General features: G+C 40.6%; 17 protein-coding genes and 1 tRNA gene. 2 read left to right on the forward strand and 16 right to left on the reverse strand.

Going from position 1 to position 15866, the window contains the following annotated elements; genetic code table 11:
- Position 1 precedes the first annotated feature (1 nt).
- From GN277_RS01280 to GN277_RS01290, 3 genes are all read right to left on the reverse strand, one after another.
- Positions 2-2236, reverse strand: coding sequence for an alpha-amylase family glycosyl hydrolase (locus GN277_RS01280; protein WP_244324548.1), 2235 nt, complete (start codon positions 2234-2236; stop codon positions 2-4).
- Between the two features lie 162 nt (positions 2237-2398).
- Positions 2399-4423, reverse strand: coding sequence for a beta-galactosidase (locus GN277_RS01285; protein ID WP_159749173.1), 2025 nt, complete (start codon positions 4421-4423; stop codon positions 2399-2401).
- A 72-nt stretch (positions 4424-4495) separates the two neighbouring features.
- Positions 4496-5158 carry a hypothetical protein gene (locus tag GN277_RS01290; protein ID WP_159749175.1) on the reverse strand — a complete coding sequence of 221 codons (663 nt, stop codon included), beginning with the start codon at positions 5156-5158 and terminating at the stop codon, positions 4496-4498.
- A gap of 193 nt (positions 5159-5351) precedes the next feature.
- Here GN277_RS01290 and GN277_RS01295 point away from each other — a divergent pair, with 193 nt between their 5' ends.
- Positions 5352-5564 (forward strand): helix-turn-helix domain-containing protein, encoded by a 213-nt coding sequence (locus GN277_RS01295; RefSeq protein ID WP_159749177.1) that lies wholly within the window; start codon positions 5352-5354, stop codon positions 5562-5564.
- 79 nt (positions 5565-5643) lie between these two features.
- On the opposite strand, the gene GN277_RS01300 is transcribed toward GN277_RS01295, so the two are convergent.
- The 5 genes from GN277_RS01300 to GN277_RS01320 form a co-directional block, all read right to left on the reverse strand.
- A complete protein-coding gene (locus tag GN277_RS01300) occupies positions 5644-5943 on the reverse strand; it encodes a YciI family protein (RefSeq protein ID WP_159749179.1) in 300 nt (99 codons plus the stop codon).
- Between the two features lie 56 nt (positions 5944-5999).
- On the reverse strand, positions 6000-6521 hold the full coding sequence (locus GN277_RS01305) for a helix-turn-helix transcriptional regulator (protein WP_159756263.1): 522 nt from the start codon (positions 6519-6521) through the stop codon (positions 6000-6002).
- 316 nt (positions 6522-6837) lie between these two features.
- Complete coding sequence (locus tag GN277_RS01310) at positions 6838-7653, reverse strand: Rpn family recombination-promoting nuclease/putative transposase (RefSeq protein WP_159749181.1); 816 nt, start codon at positions 7651-7653, stop codon at positions 6838-6840.
- Between the two features lie 134 nt (positions 7654-7787).
- Complete coding sequence (locus GN277_RS01315; protein ID WP_159749183.1) at positions 7788-8498, reverse strand: hypothetical protein; 711 nt, start codon at positions 8496-8498, stop codon at positions 7788-7790.
- The gene (locus GN277_RS01320; protein WP_159749185.1) at positions 8488-8895 is read right to left on the reverse strand and encodes a hypothetical protein; all 408 of its coding nucleotides are present in this window, start codon (positions 8893-8895) and stop codon (positions 8488-8490) included. The genes GN277_RS01315 and GN277_RS01320 overlap by 11 nt, the downstream gene beginning before the upstream one ends.
- A 199-nt stretch (positions 8896-9094) precedes the next feature.
- Between GN277_RS01320 and GN277_RS01325 the strand changes: the two genes are divergently transcribed.
- Positions 9095-9334: a helix-turn-helix transcriptional regulator gene (locus tag GN277_RS01325; protein ID WP_159749187.1), complete on the forward strand. Its 240-nt coding sequence runs from the start codon at positions 9095-9097 to the stop codon at positions 9332-9334.
- A 5-nt stretch (positions 9335-9339) separates the two neighbouring features.
- Here the strand turns inward: GN277_RS01325 and GN277_RS01330 are convergent, their stop codons facing one another.
- The 8 genes from GN277_RS01330 to GN277_RS01365 form a co-directional block, all read right to left on the reverse strand.
- The gene (locus tag GN277_RS01330) at positions 9340-9840 is read right to left on the reverse strand and encodes a DUF1643 domain-containing protein (protein ID WP_159749189.1); all 501 of its coding nucleotides are present in this window, start codon (positions 9838-9840) and stop codon (positions 9340-9342) included.
- Between the two features lie 25 nt (positions 9841-9865).
- Positions 9866-10090 carry a hypothetical protein gene (locus GN277_RS01335; protein WP_159749191.1) on the reverse strand — a complete coding sequence of 75 codons (225 nt, stop codon included), beginning with the start codon at positions 10088-10090 and terminating at the stop codon, positions 9866-9868.
- Between the two features lie 1242 nt (positions 10091-11332).
- Entirely contained in the window at positions 11333-12547 is a 1215-nt protein-coding gene (locus tag GN277_RS01340) for an IS256 family transposase (protein ID WP_159749193.1), read from the reverse strand.
- Positions 12548-12794: 247 nt separating this feature from the next.
- Positions 12795-13634 carry an Rpn family recombination-promoting nuclease/putative transposase gene (locus GN277_RS01345; protein ID WP_159749195.1) on the reverse strand — a complete coding sequence of 280 codons (840 nt, stop codon included), beginning with the start codon at positions 13632-13634 and terminating at the stop codon, positions 12795-12797.
- Positions 13635-13686: 52 nt separating this feature from the next.
- Complete coding sequence (locus GN277_RS01350; protein ID WP_159749197.1) at positions 13687-13905, reverse strand: hypothetical protein; 219 nt, start codon at positions 13903-13905, stop codon at positions 13687-13689.
- Between the two features lie 528 nt (positions 13906-14433).
- A tRNA-Ala gene (locus GN277_RS01355) sits at positions 14434-14506 on the reverse strand.
- 55 nt (positions 14507-14561) lie between these two features.
- Positions 14562-15455 carry a DNA/RNA non-specific endonuclease gene (locus GN277_RS01360; protein ID WP_408641714.1) on the reverse strand — a complete coding sequence of 298 codons (894 nt, stop codon included), beginning with the start codon at positions 15453-15455 and terminating at the stop codon, positions 14562-14564.
- Positions 15455-15862: a ribonuclease Z gene (locus GN277_RS01365; protein ID WP_159749201.1), complete on the reverse strand. Its 408-nt coding sequence runs from the start codon at positions 15860-15862 to the stop codon at positions 15455-15457. The genes GN277_RS01360 and GN277_RS01365 overlap by 1 nt, the downstream gene beginning before the upstream one ends.
- Between the last annotated feature and the right edge of the window lie 4 nt (positions 15863-15866).

The raw sequence follows: 15866 nt of genomic DNA on the forward strand, positions 1-15866 counted from the left end.
TCTACTCGGCTTCTGCCTCTTTTTTCAGATAATAGAAGCCAAAGGCCGGAATATTCACGCCTCTTGCCTCCATCTTCTCACCTGAAATCAAATCCACATACATACCATCTTCTTCATTGATCCATGCTGTCTTATCATACTCGCTGAAATTAAATATTCCAATTAGCTTCTCGCCTTCAAAATACCTTCCGATAGACAGAACGCCGGCTTCCCAAGTCTCAATGGTCCATGTATCCGCAGTAGATACAAATACCTTCTCTGACTTACGAATCTTCTCTAACTGTCCCAATCTCTGGAATACCTTGCCCTCCACAGTATCTGCATCTGTAATATTCTCTGCCAAATCCCATCTCATTGCACCGCGGTGGATGTAACGGGAATCAGCCGCCTTGTGCGGATCTTCTTTATAAGTATAATCATTTACCTGTCCAATCTCATCTCCGCTGTAAAGCACAGGAATTCCAGACTGCATAAACATATACGCATGAAGCATAATATCCTTTTGGATTGCCCTCTCCATAGCCTCGGCATCCTGCTCGAAACCTGCCTTCTCGATACCGCACATAGAAGCAGTCGTTCCGCAGAACCTTGCGTCGCCAGTGATTGGGTCTGCATTATACAGCTCTCCGCGGCTGGTGCTCTCACCCACATATCCCTGGAAATAATCATTCAAGTACTGCTTGTGAGGACGCTCACGGATTCCCTCCCGTAAAAGAGACGCATAATCCAAGCCCCATCCAATATCATCATGACAGCGCAGATAATTCAGGAACACATATTCCTTTGGCAGACGGTTGACAATGTCAAGCTGCTGCCGCAGAAGTCCCACATCCCTGGTTGCCACAGTATGCCATGTGGTAGCCATGGTCGTAACATTATAAAGCATATGACACTCCGGCTTCTCCACAGTTCCAAAGTATGGAACCACCTTCTCCGGCTCCATCACGACCTCACCCAGAAGAAGAACGCTTGGACATACAATCTCACCAATCATACGCATCATGCGGACAATAGTATGTACCTGAGGAAGATTCCTGCACTGTGTATTCAGTTCCTTCCATATATATGGAACCGCATCAATACGAATAATATCAATACCTTTATTCGCCAGGAATAAGAAATTATACATCATCTCATTAAATACTCTTGGGTTCTTATAATTCAAATCCCACTGGTACGGATAGAAGGAGGTCATAACAAAATGCTCTACCTCTGGAAGCCATGTAAAATTCCCCGGCGCTGTCGTCGGAAATACCTGCGGTACAGTCTTTTCATACTGAGCCGGAATCGAATAGTTATCAAAGAAGAAATATCTGCTCATGTACTCTCCGATTCCCTGTCTTGCCTTCTTAGCCCACTCATGATCCTCCGAAGTATGATTCATGACAAAATCCATACAGACATTGATATCCTTCTTATGACATGCCGCAGTCAGACTCTCCAGATCCTCCATGGTACCAAGCTTCTCCTGCACCTTACGGAAATCCGCTACCGCATATCCACCGTCAGAACGCCCTTCCACCGTATCCAAAAATGGCATCAGATGGATATAATTTACATTACTTTTTTCAACATAATCAAGCTTTGATTCCACACCCTTCATATTACCGGCGAAATTGTCGATATAGAACATCATGCCAAGCATATCGTTCTGCTTATACCAGTCAGGACACGCCTCGCGGTTCTGGTCAATCTCCTTCAAATCCTTGTTACGTTCTTCGTAAAAACGATAAAGATTGTCGCACAACTCTGCAAACATTGAACTATTCCCGTATAACTCCATATAGAGCCACTTTAGTTCATCGAAATGTCTTGCAAACCGCTTCTCATAAACTGCTCTTTGCTCTGCCTTTCTGAAAGCTTCGTTATCTTCTGCCTTCACAGCTTCACTCGTACTCTTTGCTTTGGCTTCCTTATCTTCTGCCTTCACAGCTTCACTCGTACTCTTTGCTTTAGCTTCCTTATCTTCTGCCTTCACAGCTTCACTCGTACTTTTTGCTTCGGCTGCATCTTCACATACCTTCACTTCTTCTACGGCACTCTCAGAAACCGCTTCTGTCGTCTTTACAGCTTCTTCCTCTTGAGTTTCCACTTTAACAGCTTCCATATCCTCACTCTCCACCTTTGTTTTGACCTCTGCCGCCTGCACCGCTACATTCTGTTCTACAATATTCTGTTTTCCCGTGTTCTGCTTTGCCGCAGCTTGCTTGCGCTCTTTTCTTGATTTCTTTGCCATAGTATTTCCTCATTCCATATATTTATCTCCTCCGGACATTCCAAAACATATGCCCTTCGGGTGAGTGGACAGCAAAAGCAACCGTAATCATACCAATTCCTTCCTGCCAATCTTATTATACTAAAATATATCTTAGGTGTAAAGTTCCTGCACGTGATTCTGTCAGCTTCTAAGAATCACAACCCCTTTCTTCTTAAGTTCCAGGCAGTCTCCGCTTCTATACACCTTTCCGTCAACCAGATTCCGGCAATCCCTGTCCAGAACCACCGTACTGCTCTCCTTCTCATGATTGATCAAGAACAGCGTCCTACCCTTTTCATTGACGCGGACTGCCGCCTCCACACCCTTCGGAGTGTTCATAACCGGCTCAACACCTGCCTCCTGAAACACATTTTTCAGAAAATGCAGATAAAATTCCTCATTCGACCGAGTTCCCACATAATAAGAAGTTCCGCTTCCATAATGATTCCTGGTCAAAACCGGCATCCCTCTGTAGAAATCCTCCTCATATCTGCTCATCTCCTGGGCGTCCTCCAAATGCATTAAATCACAAAGCATGGAGGCCGGATACTTTACACCGTCATAGACAAAAGAATTACTCTCCCCTTCCGGCAAGGCGTCATTTTCCTCCACCCATATTCCAAGCACATTCCTCAATTCTCCAGGATATCCGCCTTCAATCACCAGGTCGTGCTCGTCCACAATCCCACTGAAATATGTAGTAATAAACGTTCCTCCCTGGTCTACATACTGATTCACCTTCTGGGCATATCCTGTCTTTGTCATATAGAGCAGCGGCGCAATCACCACCTTATAAGGAGACATGTCATCCTCAACGCTGATAATGTCTACCGGAACATTCTGCTCAAATGCCGCCGTATAATAATCCTTCACAGCATCCAGATATTTCATAAGAACGCTCGGCCCTGCAGAATACTCTAAGGCCCACCAGTTATCCCAGTCAAACACAATCGCCGTCTTAGAAGGCGTGCGCCCCTCAAGGAACTCGTCCTTCAGTTCTTCAAGCTCCCTTCCCAGAGCCTCCACTTCAAGAAATACCCTGGTATCATCCCTTCCCGCATGGTCAATCACTGCGCCATGATACTTCTCACACGCACCGCGGCCTCTGCGGATTTGAAAAAACTGAATGGCATCCGCCCCGTGCGCCGCCGCCTGTAGGCTCAAAAGCCGCATCTCTCCTGGCCTTTTCAGCTTGTTATAGTGATGCCAGTTCGTCACGCTTGGTGTCTGCTCCATTAATACAAACGACTGCTGCCCCTTAATGCCGCGCATCAGGTCATGGCGCATAGCAACCGCCGCCGGACTGTCTAACGGTTCCGGATAGCTGTCCCAGGAGACGAAATCCATCTCCCCCGCCCATTTCTGATAATCCAAATCCTTAAAAAATCCCATCAGATTCGTGGTAATAGGCACATCCGGCATCTCCTTCTTTATTGCATCATATTCCAGGCGAAAACAATTAAGAATACTGTCTGACATGAATCTTCGATAATCCAGAGAAATCCCCTGAAACATCGTGCGCTCTCCTGCATCTCCATGAATAAAATGCTCGCTTTTCAGATTGGGAAGTACAATCTCGTCCCAGTCATAAAAGGTATGGCCCCAGAATTCCGTGTAAAAGCAGCGGTTGACTTCCTCAATCGTTCCATATTTGTCCTTAAGCCACTCCCGAAATGCCTTCTCGCAGTTCTCGCAATGACATTCCCCTCCAAATTCATTGGACACATGCCATGCCACAATATTGTCATAATCCTTGTACCGCTTCGCAAGCTCGCCCGCAAGCCTGGGCGCATACAGCCGGTAAGTGGGACTATTGGGGCAGGAATTATGCCTCCCTCCAAAGCTTCTCTTGGTTCCGTCTGCATCCGTCCTCAATATATCCGGATGCCGCTTCGCCATCCACGCAGGATGAGCCCCTGTCGCCGTAGCCATACAGACCTTAAGCCCATTTTCCCGCACCAACTCCATAATCTTGTCCAGCCGTTCAAAGCAATAAGTATCCTCATTGGGCTGCAGGGACGCCCAACTGAACACATTCAGGGTGACCATATTGATATGGGCCTTCTTCATCATTCGCATATCCTCCTGCCATATCTCCTGCGGCCATTGTTCTGGGTTATAATCCCCTCCATACAAGATTTCCTTTACATTTTTTCCATATGCCATAATACTCCTCCTTTTCGGCAGAAGCCACTTTTTAATACTTCGCATTAGGCTTCCTTCTATAAAAAATCAATTTTATAAACTGTCTTCTGTAAATATGCTCAATGTATCTGCTTCGTAATTATACCTAAGAATCTTTACCTCCAAAAGCTCTTTCGCCCCTTCCACGATATGTCTAAGACCCTGCACTAACGACGGCATCATGGAAGCCATCTGCGGATTATCCTTACCTAAATATGCAAAATCATTGTCACATAAGCCAATCAACAGGCCTGCGCACTTATGCGCTTCGCAGAATTGCCGAAGCAAGGGTCGATACAGCGCACCCGACGCACAGCGTTCCCTGAGAGCGCCTGTAACGCACCACACGCGGCTTTCTTCCTCTGCATCCTCCATTGCCTTGGCAATTCCCCTGATAATAGGAAGTTTATTCTTATCCTCACACCCTTCCTCAAATTCTCGAAAATACTCTGAAAAGGGAATAATCTCCGTATGCATAATCGTAACTGTACTTTCTAAAATGGCGTGAAAAATATCCTCTTCTGACATCCCCTCACATTCTACATCCTCTGGACTTAGGTAAACCGGCTCAAATATATATTTGCTAAGTAACTCAGGATCAAACATAAAATATACGACCGACACCCCATATTTGGTCCGGTATCTGTATACCTCCGGACTTAAATCCGCTGTTTCCAGTTCCATTGTCAGTAATGCTAATTCATTTTTCTTCAACATCGCTTTCTCTCCTTACACTCTTGACTCTACAACCACTTTGTCATTTTAAAATCCTCTTTAAGTACTATGTTATACTGTATATTTTACTACGTTCCGAAGACATTTGCCATATTATTATAGTCGCAGTAAGACTATTATTCAATACACGTTTTTTTCTTTTTTATAATGGGGAAAAAGGTATGGTGATTCGTATATGATATTTGAAAATATCCGGAATTTACGGGAAGATAACGATAAGACACAGAAGGAACTGGCTGAATACTTAAATATTAAACAGACAACATATTCTAAATATGAATTAGGCAAAATTAATATCCCGATTGAAATGCTAATTAAGCTGGCTGATTTTTATGACGTATCCCTTGATTATCTGACGGGAAGGGATTCCAGAAAAAACAGAACATAAATAGGGATGTCGTCCTAAGCAAAAATGGTATATTTTATGCTTAGTGTGACACCCCTATTTATCATTTGCTCGTATTGAGTTATAGTAAATAATTATTCTCTTTATCAGCCACCTGCAAGGCCGCCAGCGTATACGTCGCATACCCCTCGGCCACAAGCGGCTCTAATTTGCAAAGAGCTTCAGCCTCCTCATAGCTCTGTGTCTTAAAAATAACCATACCTGCAACACCTGGATAGCCTTTAAGCGGGCCGCAAAGCACTATTTTCCCATCGGCGTCTAAATTTCTCAGATTCTCTACATGCCTCGTAATTACCGCCTTTGTAACTTTGTTATAAGTCTTTCCCTTTTTTATTGTCATTACATATAACCATTTTTCCATGTCTTCTCCTCCTAAATCCTGTCATTTACGTCAGTTTTCATCCAAACTACACAAAATTACATATAGATTTTAACAATATCAGCCGCTCTTTCTTTGAGCATGGTGCGGGCTATCTCCGGCTCAATAATTTCAACATACTTTCCAAAAGATAGAAGATAATTAAAAGTCCAGTTGTTCAGCTCATATTGAACTGTTACGTAATAATTCCCATCATCACATAAGCAGACTTGATCTTCTTGAAATTCATCATATAGCCTATGTGCAATTTCAGTGGAAAATTTTAATTTTAAAACGGGAAAATTACATTCTTCTTTACATTCAGACGTCAATAAATAATCCGAAGACAGTTCGCGCTCAAAAGTCTCCTCTGTGACCTTAAGATGCTTGATTCTGGACAGACGAAATATTCTAATTTCTTCTCTGTCTCTGCAATGTCCTACAATATACCAGGCATGTGATTTGAAAACTAACCGCAAGGGTTCTATTTCTCTCTCTGATTTTCTTAATTCAGAATTAAAATAGTAAAACGAAATCACATGTTTATTGAGAATCGCATACTGTATATCAGAAATTTTAATTTTTTCTTTTTCATCACTAAGGCAATTAAAATTCTAATTTCTTCTTGACTTTTTAGTTTAGATTATTTTCCCCTATTCGGACATTAGACAATCTCTAATTTTTTCTCCCAGAAATTGAAAAAAGGCATAGTCCAAATACACCGATTGAACTAAGCCTTATGGCATTGAGCAGACACTTTTCTATAAAAGTTCTCTATACCCTTATCCTCAATTATGAATCTGGCGGCAAAACGCCTTCCAATTATCCCTTTTTAGGTTATTGTCGCCGTTCCGTCGCCATGATTTCCTTATCACCTTGATACGCCAATATTTAGCTTTAAAGATACTTTTCAGAGGTTTCTGGACTTAAGTTATACTGCTGTTGAATCTTGATCCGAATCGTCTGTAGAGGAATATTTAACTCTTTTAATAAAGTAACTGTTCCCCTAATGCCTTCTTCTCTTCCCATCTCTCTTCCCTTTTCTTCTGCCTCTTCCCAGATTTCCTGTTCTCTCATTAACAAAGTCATGTATTCCAACCTCCATTCTTCACTTGCTTTTATCTGCGCCACCCTGTCTTCAATCTCTTTTACAAAGGGACTATCACTTTTTTCACCGTTTACATATTTAAGAAATTCTCTTATTTCCTCATCCTCTGCATTGATGTAATCCTTGGCATTGAAAAAAATCTTCTTCGCACCGTCGTTTAGCTTTAATTCCTTGTCCTCTATACAGAAATTCTCAAATGTATATTGCGCTTTCTCTTGATGAAACGGGTCAAATGTACAGATAAATATCACATAGCTTTCTTTTAATTTCTTGTAATTTTCTCCCTTCTCTATTGTATTCAAGTCTATCATCCCTTGGTAGTATCGGCTTCTCTTCGGCAAATTCCGCTTATCTGTCGTTTGCATCTCCAAATCAAAGACCCTGTTCCCATCTTCGATATATACGTCTAAACATATACTCTTCGCATCCTTTTCAATATTGATCGACTTCTGTTCTTCCAAGTATACAATATCCCTAATCTTGGTTTGAAGCAGTCTCTCCAGAAGCTTTTTGCAGAGTTTCTTATCCTGCATAACCTTGGCAAACATGAAATCATCTTTTATCTCTAGTTCTTCCCATGCTTTGATTGCTTCCTGCATCTCCATCGCCATTCATCTCCTTTATATTATATTACCATGTCTTTTACTTTTACTCAATTTAAATTCTTCCGCAATCAAAAAACCTGGTGAGTCGGTCATGATCAGTCTGCCCTACACATATGAGTAATATTATTAATTTTTCATACGAAATCCATTTTCTCAAGTTCTTCTAAAGAATCTTTCCTGTAATCATAAATAAGGAGTTGTCTCTGTATAATCTTCCCCGAATCCGAACGCACGCTTCCAACTCCATCAAGCAACTCCCTTATAGTCATAATGGTATTTTCATTTACCATGCTGAGGAGAGCATAATCGTTATTAGAGAAACCCACTAATAAATGCCTGCAATCGCAAGTCATGCAAAATTTCCTTAATAGACGTTTATAGAAACCGCCAACCGCACCACGTTCTCCAAGGATATTAGTAACACACCAAAGCCGTTTATTCTTATTCTCAATTTTCCTCATTACTGTTGCCAGTCTCTTGATTACCGGAATTAATGACCTTTCACAAACCCGTTTCAAGTCTTCTAAATATTCTGGGAAAAGCATAATTCTAGGCTGAGTCATAATAACGGTATTTTTTAATACTTTTTGGAAAAGTTCATTTTCCCTCATTCCAAAATAGAAAATATCAGAATTATTTAAGTAAATCGGCTGAAAGATTAATTCATTCATAAGTTCAAAATCAAACATATAATAAACAACGTTAAACCCCCATTCAGTACGGTATCTATATATATCTGGGTTTAAGTTTTCGGTTTCCAGTTCCATCAGAACGACTTCCAATTCTTTGCAGGTAACCATATTTTTAATTCTTCTTGGTTGATTGCCCCATCTTTTAATTCTCATGGATTAAAAGCCCCCCTTTCCTTTTTAAATCTTTCTTTTTCATAGAATAGACCACAAAAATGGTACGGTCTTGGGCTGGAATGGAGATATCGTACCAACTCCATATACGTTTCTTCTTCATAGTGTGTTTCTTGCCTTTAACCTCAATGGCATGGAAATTATTCTCTGAATACTCCACTTCTTCGGTATATAAGTGCAATCTATCTAAAATCTCAATCAAATCATTCCGAAGATGGTTCAAAAATAATGTTACATAGTCGTTATCACTTGCTTTTTCAAACTCAAGGATATAGCCGATTTCATGAAGCACCATTCTTGGAATTTTATATTCTTTCAGTAAAGGATTTATATTCCTCAGCATTGAAAGCTGATTCTGGTTAAATATTTTAATCTGCATATGTATAACCTTCCTCCCTATATAGAAGAAAGCCGAAGCGCATGTTTTGCACCTCGGCTTGTCTTCCGTATGATTTTCTATTAATGGCATTATACCATTGCTATTACAAAAATGCAATATATTACTTTACAAATATTATATTTTACATTGTTTATGCAAATCATTAATTCATATAAAATTTTATCAGTGGGGTGATTGTATGGATAAAACAGGTTCACATATAGAAGAATATACCAAGTTAGGGTTGAATATCGCTTATTACCGCAAGTTGAAAGGATTAACGCAATTAAAACTAGCTGAGTCGGTCAATATCAGCCGTACACACATGAGTAATATCGAAGCCCCTAATATTCCTACGTCTATATCGTTAGAAACCTTGTTTAATATTGCTGATACCTTGGAAATACCTGTTTATAAACTTTTTATATTTAAAGATTAATCGTACTATTTCTGTTTTCCCTTAACGGAGTTCTTGGTCGTAGTTTTACTCTTTGTCTCTTTTTCGTTTTTCTTAGGCTTTATCCGTTCTAATAACTCTTTTAAGATTTTCTTTCTGGGATATTCCACCAGTTTCCAATAGGACTGGCTATGGCGGATTCCCAGAAAAAGCGGATGGACGCCGATATTATCATTAATATAATTCATATTTTCCTCATTCACGGTTAATCCGGCTAAGGAAAGTCGGCTCTGCGTCACCTGTGCAAACAGATTAATGATGGTGTATGAATTTAATCCCAATTCAGCAAGATGGTTCAGAAGATGGTTATTAGTGGAATCCTCCACATAGCAATTTTCCTGCGTTCTGGTAGGGTATAATAAGATAAAGTATGCATGACTGCCTGCAATCCCCGTAATCTCTTTCTTAATGCTGTATGTCCTGTTCCCGTCCTCTGATGATAGTATCTCTGTTTTCACAGCTATTTCCGTTTTTACTAAGTTTTTCATAGGTTTTCCCCTTTCTTTTTTTCGATTAAAGAATGATGTAGTAATTATTTAATAAATCAAAATATAACTCGTTCCCTAAGAAATCTGAGTTATCTAAAGTATCCGTAACCAAAACAGACAAATCTGTTTTATTTACCAGTTTCTTGATATAGGTTTCCGTCCGTTTTCTCCATAGGTCTTTTCCAGATTCATCCATACTTCCATATTCTAAGAATGACCAGTATAGTTCTTCGCCCCGTTCCGTTAGCAATCTCCCTATATGGTTTAATTCCTTATAAGAAAGAGGCATAATACACCCAAAGACTTTTAAATATATTTCATTTACCCCAAACTTTCTTAAATAGCCTTCCTCATTACGGTAAAATTGCAGGGTGGATTCATTTTCATATAACGATAAGTATTGCTGATATAGGTTTTCCCATTCTTTCGGATAAAGGGAGATATAAGCAGTCAGTTCCTCAATCCATTCCTTTTCCGTACCCTCATAGAAATCCGACGGTTTGTTAATATCATGCAGATTCAGACATTCATTGCCATTTTCCTAGTAATTGCCTTCATATAATCTCTGCTCAAAATTTTTACTCATAGTAGTTCCTTTCCCGAAAAATCGTAGTAATAGCTTTATTCTATGTACCCCGTCCCTCATCCCCTCCCATAAGGGACGGGGTACACAGAAAATCCTCTACTAATCTTTCATACGAATTAATTATTAAATCTCTTAGAAATTAAGTATTATTTTTAGTAACATATTATTTTTCAGATAAAGAGATTATCATAGAATTTTTAACCAAATAAATTCTTGGTTTTGTAAAATATGATTATAGATAGTAGAATTTTTTGAAATGTATCAATATGTCTAACCTGCCGATGGCGACGGCGTCGCCATAAATGGAGATATCCATTGTAAATGACAGCAATATAGAGACACCAAAAAAGGTTAGCATACCCCAAAATTAAGATACGCTGACCTGCTTATTAACCCTTTATAAAGTGTATGAGCGTCATATAGTAGCCGTACAGAAACGCTTATTTCCTCTTAAATCACCCTATTTCCCTCTATTGGGACGTAAGATAATCTCTGATTTTTTCTCCCTGAAAATGAAAAAAGCCTAGTCCCAATACACCGATTGAACTAAGCCTTATGGAATGGAGTAGGGGGGTAGTGTAGAATCGAGACTGTAAATAATCTTGTGTCTTTGGAGAAATAATCTTTACTGGTAGGAATCAGATATGTAGAAATCTGCTGTCGAATATCATTACTTTTATGTTGTCGAATTCTTTTTATGATAATAGTATTACCAGATAGTCAGGTTTTATACATATTTATTGATTTTTTGGCACACCAATCAGACATTAGCAGCAGAAACTCTTTCCGTGGGCTCTGCCCACACCCGGCCTCCGGAATAAGACCGGGAATTTCTGGCAATACTGCTAATGCCAATGAAATAAGGCCGGAACGTTTTGATGCGATATGTCGTTCCGGCTTTTCATTTTACAGGTACCGGGTAAGCCTCTCCCCGTACAGGACGATCAGCTGGTTCAGCACCTGGTCCCAGTTTCTGTAACGCTGTGTCCATTTTTTGATCACATTTCCACTGGCAAGATAAAGCATCTTTTCCAACGCGCTGTCGCTGGGGAATACGCTCTTTGTCTTTGTCACTTTCCGATACTGGCGGTTCAGTCCTTCTATGATATTTGTAGTATACATGATACGCCGGATATCATCTGAAAACTGAAAGAAGGAACTGACGTCTTCCCAGTTATTCTCCCAGTTACTTATCGCATAGGGGTATTTCCTTCCCCACTTTTCTTTGATCTTTTCCAGTTCTGAAAGAGCAGATGTTTCATTGGGGGCATTATATACTGCCTTGAAATCTGAGGAAAATTTCTTCTGGTCACTGTAATTGACATATTTGAAAGAATTGCGTAGCATATGGATGACACACCTCTGGATCTGGGCATCCGGATAGACTGCCCCTATCGCTTCCTTAAAACCGGGAAGCCCGTCCACGCAGAAGAACAGTACATCCTGTACACCGCGGTTTTTCAGATCATTTAACATGCCCAGCCAGAACTTGCTCGTTTCATTAGCTCCTACTGTGATGCTCAGGATATCTTTGTAACCATCTGCTGTGATGCCCAGCACGATATAAGCCGCCCGGCTTAAGATGCGCCCATCCTCCCTGACCTTGTAATGGATGCAGTCCATGAACACAAAAGGATAGATCAGATTCAACGGACGTGACTGCCATTCCTTTATTTCCGGCAGGACCCTGTCTGTGATCTTGCTGACCATTTCTGCTGACAGTTCCATCCCGTAAAGATCTTGTATCTGGTCATGGATGTCTCTTGTGCTCATGCCCCTTGCGTAGAGGGATATCACTTTTTCCTCTATCCCGGAAATATCCCGCTGGTATTTTGGGATCAGTTTTGGCTCAAATTCCCCTTCCCTGTCCCTTGGGACATCGATCTGGAACTCTCCATACTGACTCTTCAATGTTTTAGGGGTATGTCCATTTCTCTTATTGGATGTAGGAGCCTCTCTTTTCTGATTCTTTTCATAGCCGAGAGACGCATCCAATTCTGCCTCCATGAGTTCCTGAAGGATATCCTTGAAGCTGTCTCTGAGCAGGCTGTAGACATCAGCTACGCTGTTTAGGTTGTTATCTGCAATAATCTGTCGAATCTGTTCTTTTGTTGCTGGCATAAAAAATCCTCCTTTTCGATAAGAATTGTCATATCTTGATTCTTACCAAAAAAGAGGTATTTTTTTCCAAAGACACAAATTATTCTACACTACCGTAGAATCTCTCTATTAAAGCTCTATCCCCCCTATTCTCAATTAGGAATCTGACGGCAAAACGCCTTCCAATTATCCCCTTTTAGGTTATTGTCGACGTTCCGTCGCCATGATTTCCCTATAACTTTTCACCTTGATACGCCAATAGTTAGCTTTAAAGATACTTTTTAGAGGTTTCAGGACTCAGGTTATACTGCTGTTGAATCTTAACCCGAATCGTCTGTAGAGGAATGTTTAACTCTTTTAATAAAGTAACTGTTCCTCTAATACCTTCTTCTCTTCCTTCCTCTCTTCCTTCTTCTCTTCCCATCTCTCTTCCCTTTTCTTCTGCTTCTTCCCAGATTTCCTGTTCTCTCATTAACAAAGTCATGTATTCCAACCTCCATTCTTCACTTGCTTTTATCTGCGCTACCCTGTCTTCAATCTCTTTTACAAAGGGACTATCACTCTTTTCTCCGTTTACATACTTAAGAAATTCTCTTATTTCCTCATCCTCTGCATTAATGTAATCCTTGGCATTAAAAAAAATCTTCTTCGCTCCGTCGTTTAGCCTTAATTCCTTGTCCTCTATACAGAAATTCTCAAATGTATATTGTGCTTTCTCTTGATGAAATGGGTCAAATGTACAGATAAATATCACATAGCTTTCTTTTAATTTCTTGTAATTTTCGCCCTTCTCTATTGTATTCAAGTCTATCATTCCTTGATAGTAACGGCTTCTCTTCGGCAAATTCCTCTTATCTGTCGTCTGCATCTCCAAATCAAAGACCCTGTTCCCATCTTCGATATATACGTCTAAACGTATACTCTTCGCGTCCTTTTCAATATTGATTGACTTCTGTTCTTCCAAGTATACAATATCCCTAATCTTGGTTTGAAGCAGTCTCTCCAGAAGCTTTTTGCAGAGTTTCTTATCCCGCATAACCTTGGCAAACATGAAATCATCTTTTATCTCTAGTTCTTCCCATGCTTTGATTGCTTCCTGCATCTCCATCGTCATTCATCTCCTTTATATTATATTACCATGTCTTTTACTTTTACTCAATTTAAATCGTCGTTTTGCTCTTTGTTTCATTTTCGTTTTTCTCAGTCTTCATCCCTTCTGACAACTCCTTCAAAATTTCCTTTCTGGGATATTCCACCAGTTTCCAATCGGACTTGCTATGGCGGACTTCCAGAAAAACGGGTGGACGCCGATAATATCTTTCTTCATCCTGTCTACAGTTAGTTGATAGAGTGGTCTTGAAGGCCGTTCGCTCTCTCATAGTTTAAGGCTTCTATACTTCATTATATATCTTAGAAGTTAGGTATTATTTTTAGTAACATATTATTTTTCAGATAAGAGATTATCATAGAATTTTTAACCGAATAAATTCTTAGTTTTGTAAAATATGATTATAGATAGTAGAATTTTTAGAAATGTATCAATATACTTGATTTGAAGATGACGACGCCGTCGCCGTTGTCGTCGCCATAAATGGAGATATTCATTGTAAATGACAGCAATATAGAGACACCAAAAAAGATCAGCATACCCAAAAATTAAGATACGCTGACCTGCTTATTAACCATTTATAAAGTGTTTGAGCGTCATATGATAGCCGTACATAAACGCTTATTTCCTCTTAAATCACCCTATTTTCCCCTATTGGGACGTAAGATAATCTCTGATTTTTTCTTCCGGAAAATGAAAAAAGCCTAGTCCCAATACACCGATTGAACTAAGCCTTATGGATGGAGCAGACGCTTTTCTATACGAACTTCGTTCGTGGGTCCCTCCTTACCACAAATAATGGAGTATAGGGGAGTCGAACCCCTGGCCTCAACAATGCGAATGTTGCGCGCTCCCAACTGCGCTAATACCCCATGCCCAAATTATAGCACAAATCCTCCTGGAAGAAAAGATAAATTTCCTAAAAATCTATCTCTTTGCCTTCCGATATCCTGCGTTCTGAGCCTCCTCCTCGGTCTGGAATACCACCAAATGTTTAGAATCCGCCATTTCTTCATACGCCGCCTGTCCTGGACAATGATAAATCTTCGACCTGGAATTCCCGCGAATTACTCCCTTGGAATCCTCCGCCTGTGTAATATCCTTATCTCCCTTTGCATTATCTCCGGTGGCATAATCAATGGAAACACCAGGCTGCACATTATAGACAAACACATTAAAAGAAATCGATTCTCCCTCGTCCTCTACGGAATAGGCCTCCATCTGAACGCCATTTGCCAGAAGGTTATCCCCCTCAAAAACCGGAGTAACCCTGTATAAGACATGACAATCTGTTTCCTTCACATAATCCGCCACCATATTTTCAAACGGCAGCATCCCTTCTACGTTCATATACCGAGTACCTGTAATCAGATTCCTTTCATTGGCATTCTCCCCAGATAACTGATAACCAATCAAATGACACCGATTATAAAGATATTTACCGTCCACATGCTCATATTTAACAGTCTGCCATCCAGTCGGCTTCACCTGACTAATACTCTCCCTCTCCCCCGTCGGCATCAAGTCCGCACCCACACTGGCATAGGCCACCCCGCATCTTCCAAGGCTGTCCAACTCACTGTACGTTTCAAACGACTCCTCGCCAGACCCATCATCGGGAAAATCCGGTTCATTTCCATTAATCTCCACATACGGCTCACCGGAATACTCTGGAATATCATCAAGGGAAATGCTCTCCTTACCGCCTTGTATCTCACTTTTCAAGCTATCTTCTGCACATGCCGTCAGAAACAAACAGCAGATTACCGCCAACAGCCAGCCATATACCTTTTTATGCCCGCAAAACCTAGAATTCTTCATCATATCTTTTTATAGACCTCCTTTGTAATTCTCTCATGGGACGATCCCTTGAATTCCTCCGTTCTCTCTAACATCCATTTTTCATTTAAGTCCAGAGTAAAATAAACATCTGCCGGATAACGGCGGTTCCATCTATACAAAATCACAGCCTCAATCCTTTGCAGATACTCCCCCACATCTGCATCCTCCACAAAGCAAAACTCGCCTTCCTTCGCCTCACCAAGAAAATTCTCTGAAACAACAATTCCCACAGCATCTTTAAACAATTTTCCGGAATACCCGTTCATATAGAGTTTCTTTCCCCCACATTCCTTCTGCAAATTCTCCCGCAACACCCGATCCTGGCTCTGGCGGCGGCGGTGAAACATCATTCCATTCTTTTCATCCACGCATACAACCACTATCATTTAT

It is taken from the genome of Sporofaciens musculi (assembly GCF_009830285.1).
Lineage (GTDB): Bacteria > Bacillota > Clostridia > Lachnospirales > Lachnospiraceae > Sporofaciens > Sporofaciens musculi.

Coding starts and splice junctions, on each gene's coding strand:
- GN277_RS01300 (WP_159749179.1), bottom strand. CDS start 5,943: ATGGAAAAATGGTTATATGTAATGACAATAAAAAAGGGAAAGACTTAT.
- GN277_RS01340 (WP_159749193.1), bottom strand. CDS start 12,547: ATGCCAGCAACAAAAGAACAGATTCGACAGATTATTGCAGATAACAAC.
- GN277_RS01310 (WP_159749181.1), bottom strand. CDS start 7,653: ATGGAGATGCAGGAAGCAATCAAAGCATGGGAAGAACTAGAGATAAAA.
- GN277_RS01330 (WP_159749189.1), bottom strand. CDS start 9,840: ATGAAAAACTTAGTAAAAACGGAAATAGCTGTGAAAACAGAGATACTA.
- GN277_RS01325 (WP_159749187.1), top strand. CDS start 9,095: ATGGATAAAACAGGTTCACATATAGAAGAATATACCAAGTTAGGGTTG.
- GN277_RS01290 (WP_159749175.1), bottom strand. CDS start 5,158: ATGTTGAAGAAAAATGAATTAGCATTACTGACAATGGAACTGGAAACA.
- GN277_RS01360 (WP_408641714.1), bottom strand. CDS start 15,455: ATGAAGAATTCTAGGTTTTGCGGGCATAAAAAGGTATATGGCTGGCTG.
- GN277_RS01285 (WP_159749173.1), bottom strand. CDS start 4,423: ATGGCATATGGAAAAAATGTAAAGGAAATCTTGTATGGAGGGGATTAT.
- GN277_RS01315 (WP_159749183.1), bottom strand. CDS start 8,498: ATGAGAATTAAAAGATGGGGCAATCAACCAAGAAGAATTAAAAATATG.
- GN277_RS01320 (WP_159749185.1), bottom strand. CDS start 8,895: ATGCAGATTAAAATATTTAACCAGAATCAGCTTTCAATGCTGAGGAAT.
- GN277_RS01295 (WP_159749177.1), top strand. CDS start 5,352: ATGATATTTGAAAATATCCGGAATTTACGGGAAGATAACGATAAGACA.
- GN277_RS01345 (WP_159749195.1), bottom strand. CDS start 13,634: ATGGAGATGCAGGAAGCAATCAAAGCATGGGAAGAACTAGAGATAAAA.
- GN277_RS01280 (WP_244324548.1), bottom strand. CDS start 2,236: ATGGCAAAGAAATCAAGAAAAGAGCGCAAGCAAGCTGCGGCAAAGCAG.
- GN277_RS01365 (WP_159749201.1), bottom strand. CDS start 15,862: ATGATAGTGGTTGTATGCGTGGATGAAAAGAATGGAATGATGTTTCAC.
- GN277_RS01350 (WP_159749197.1), bottom strand. CDS start 13,905: ATGAGAGAGCGAACGGCCTTCAAGACCACTCTATCAACTAACTGTAGA.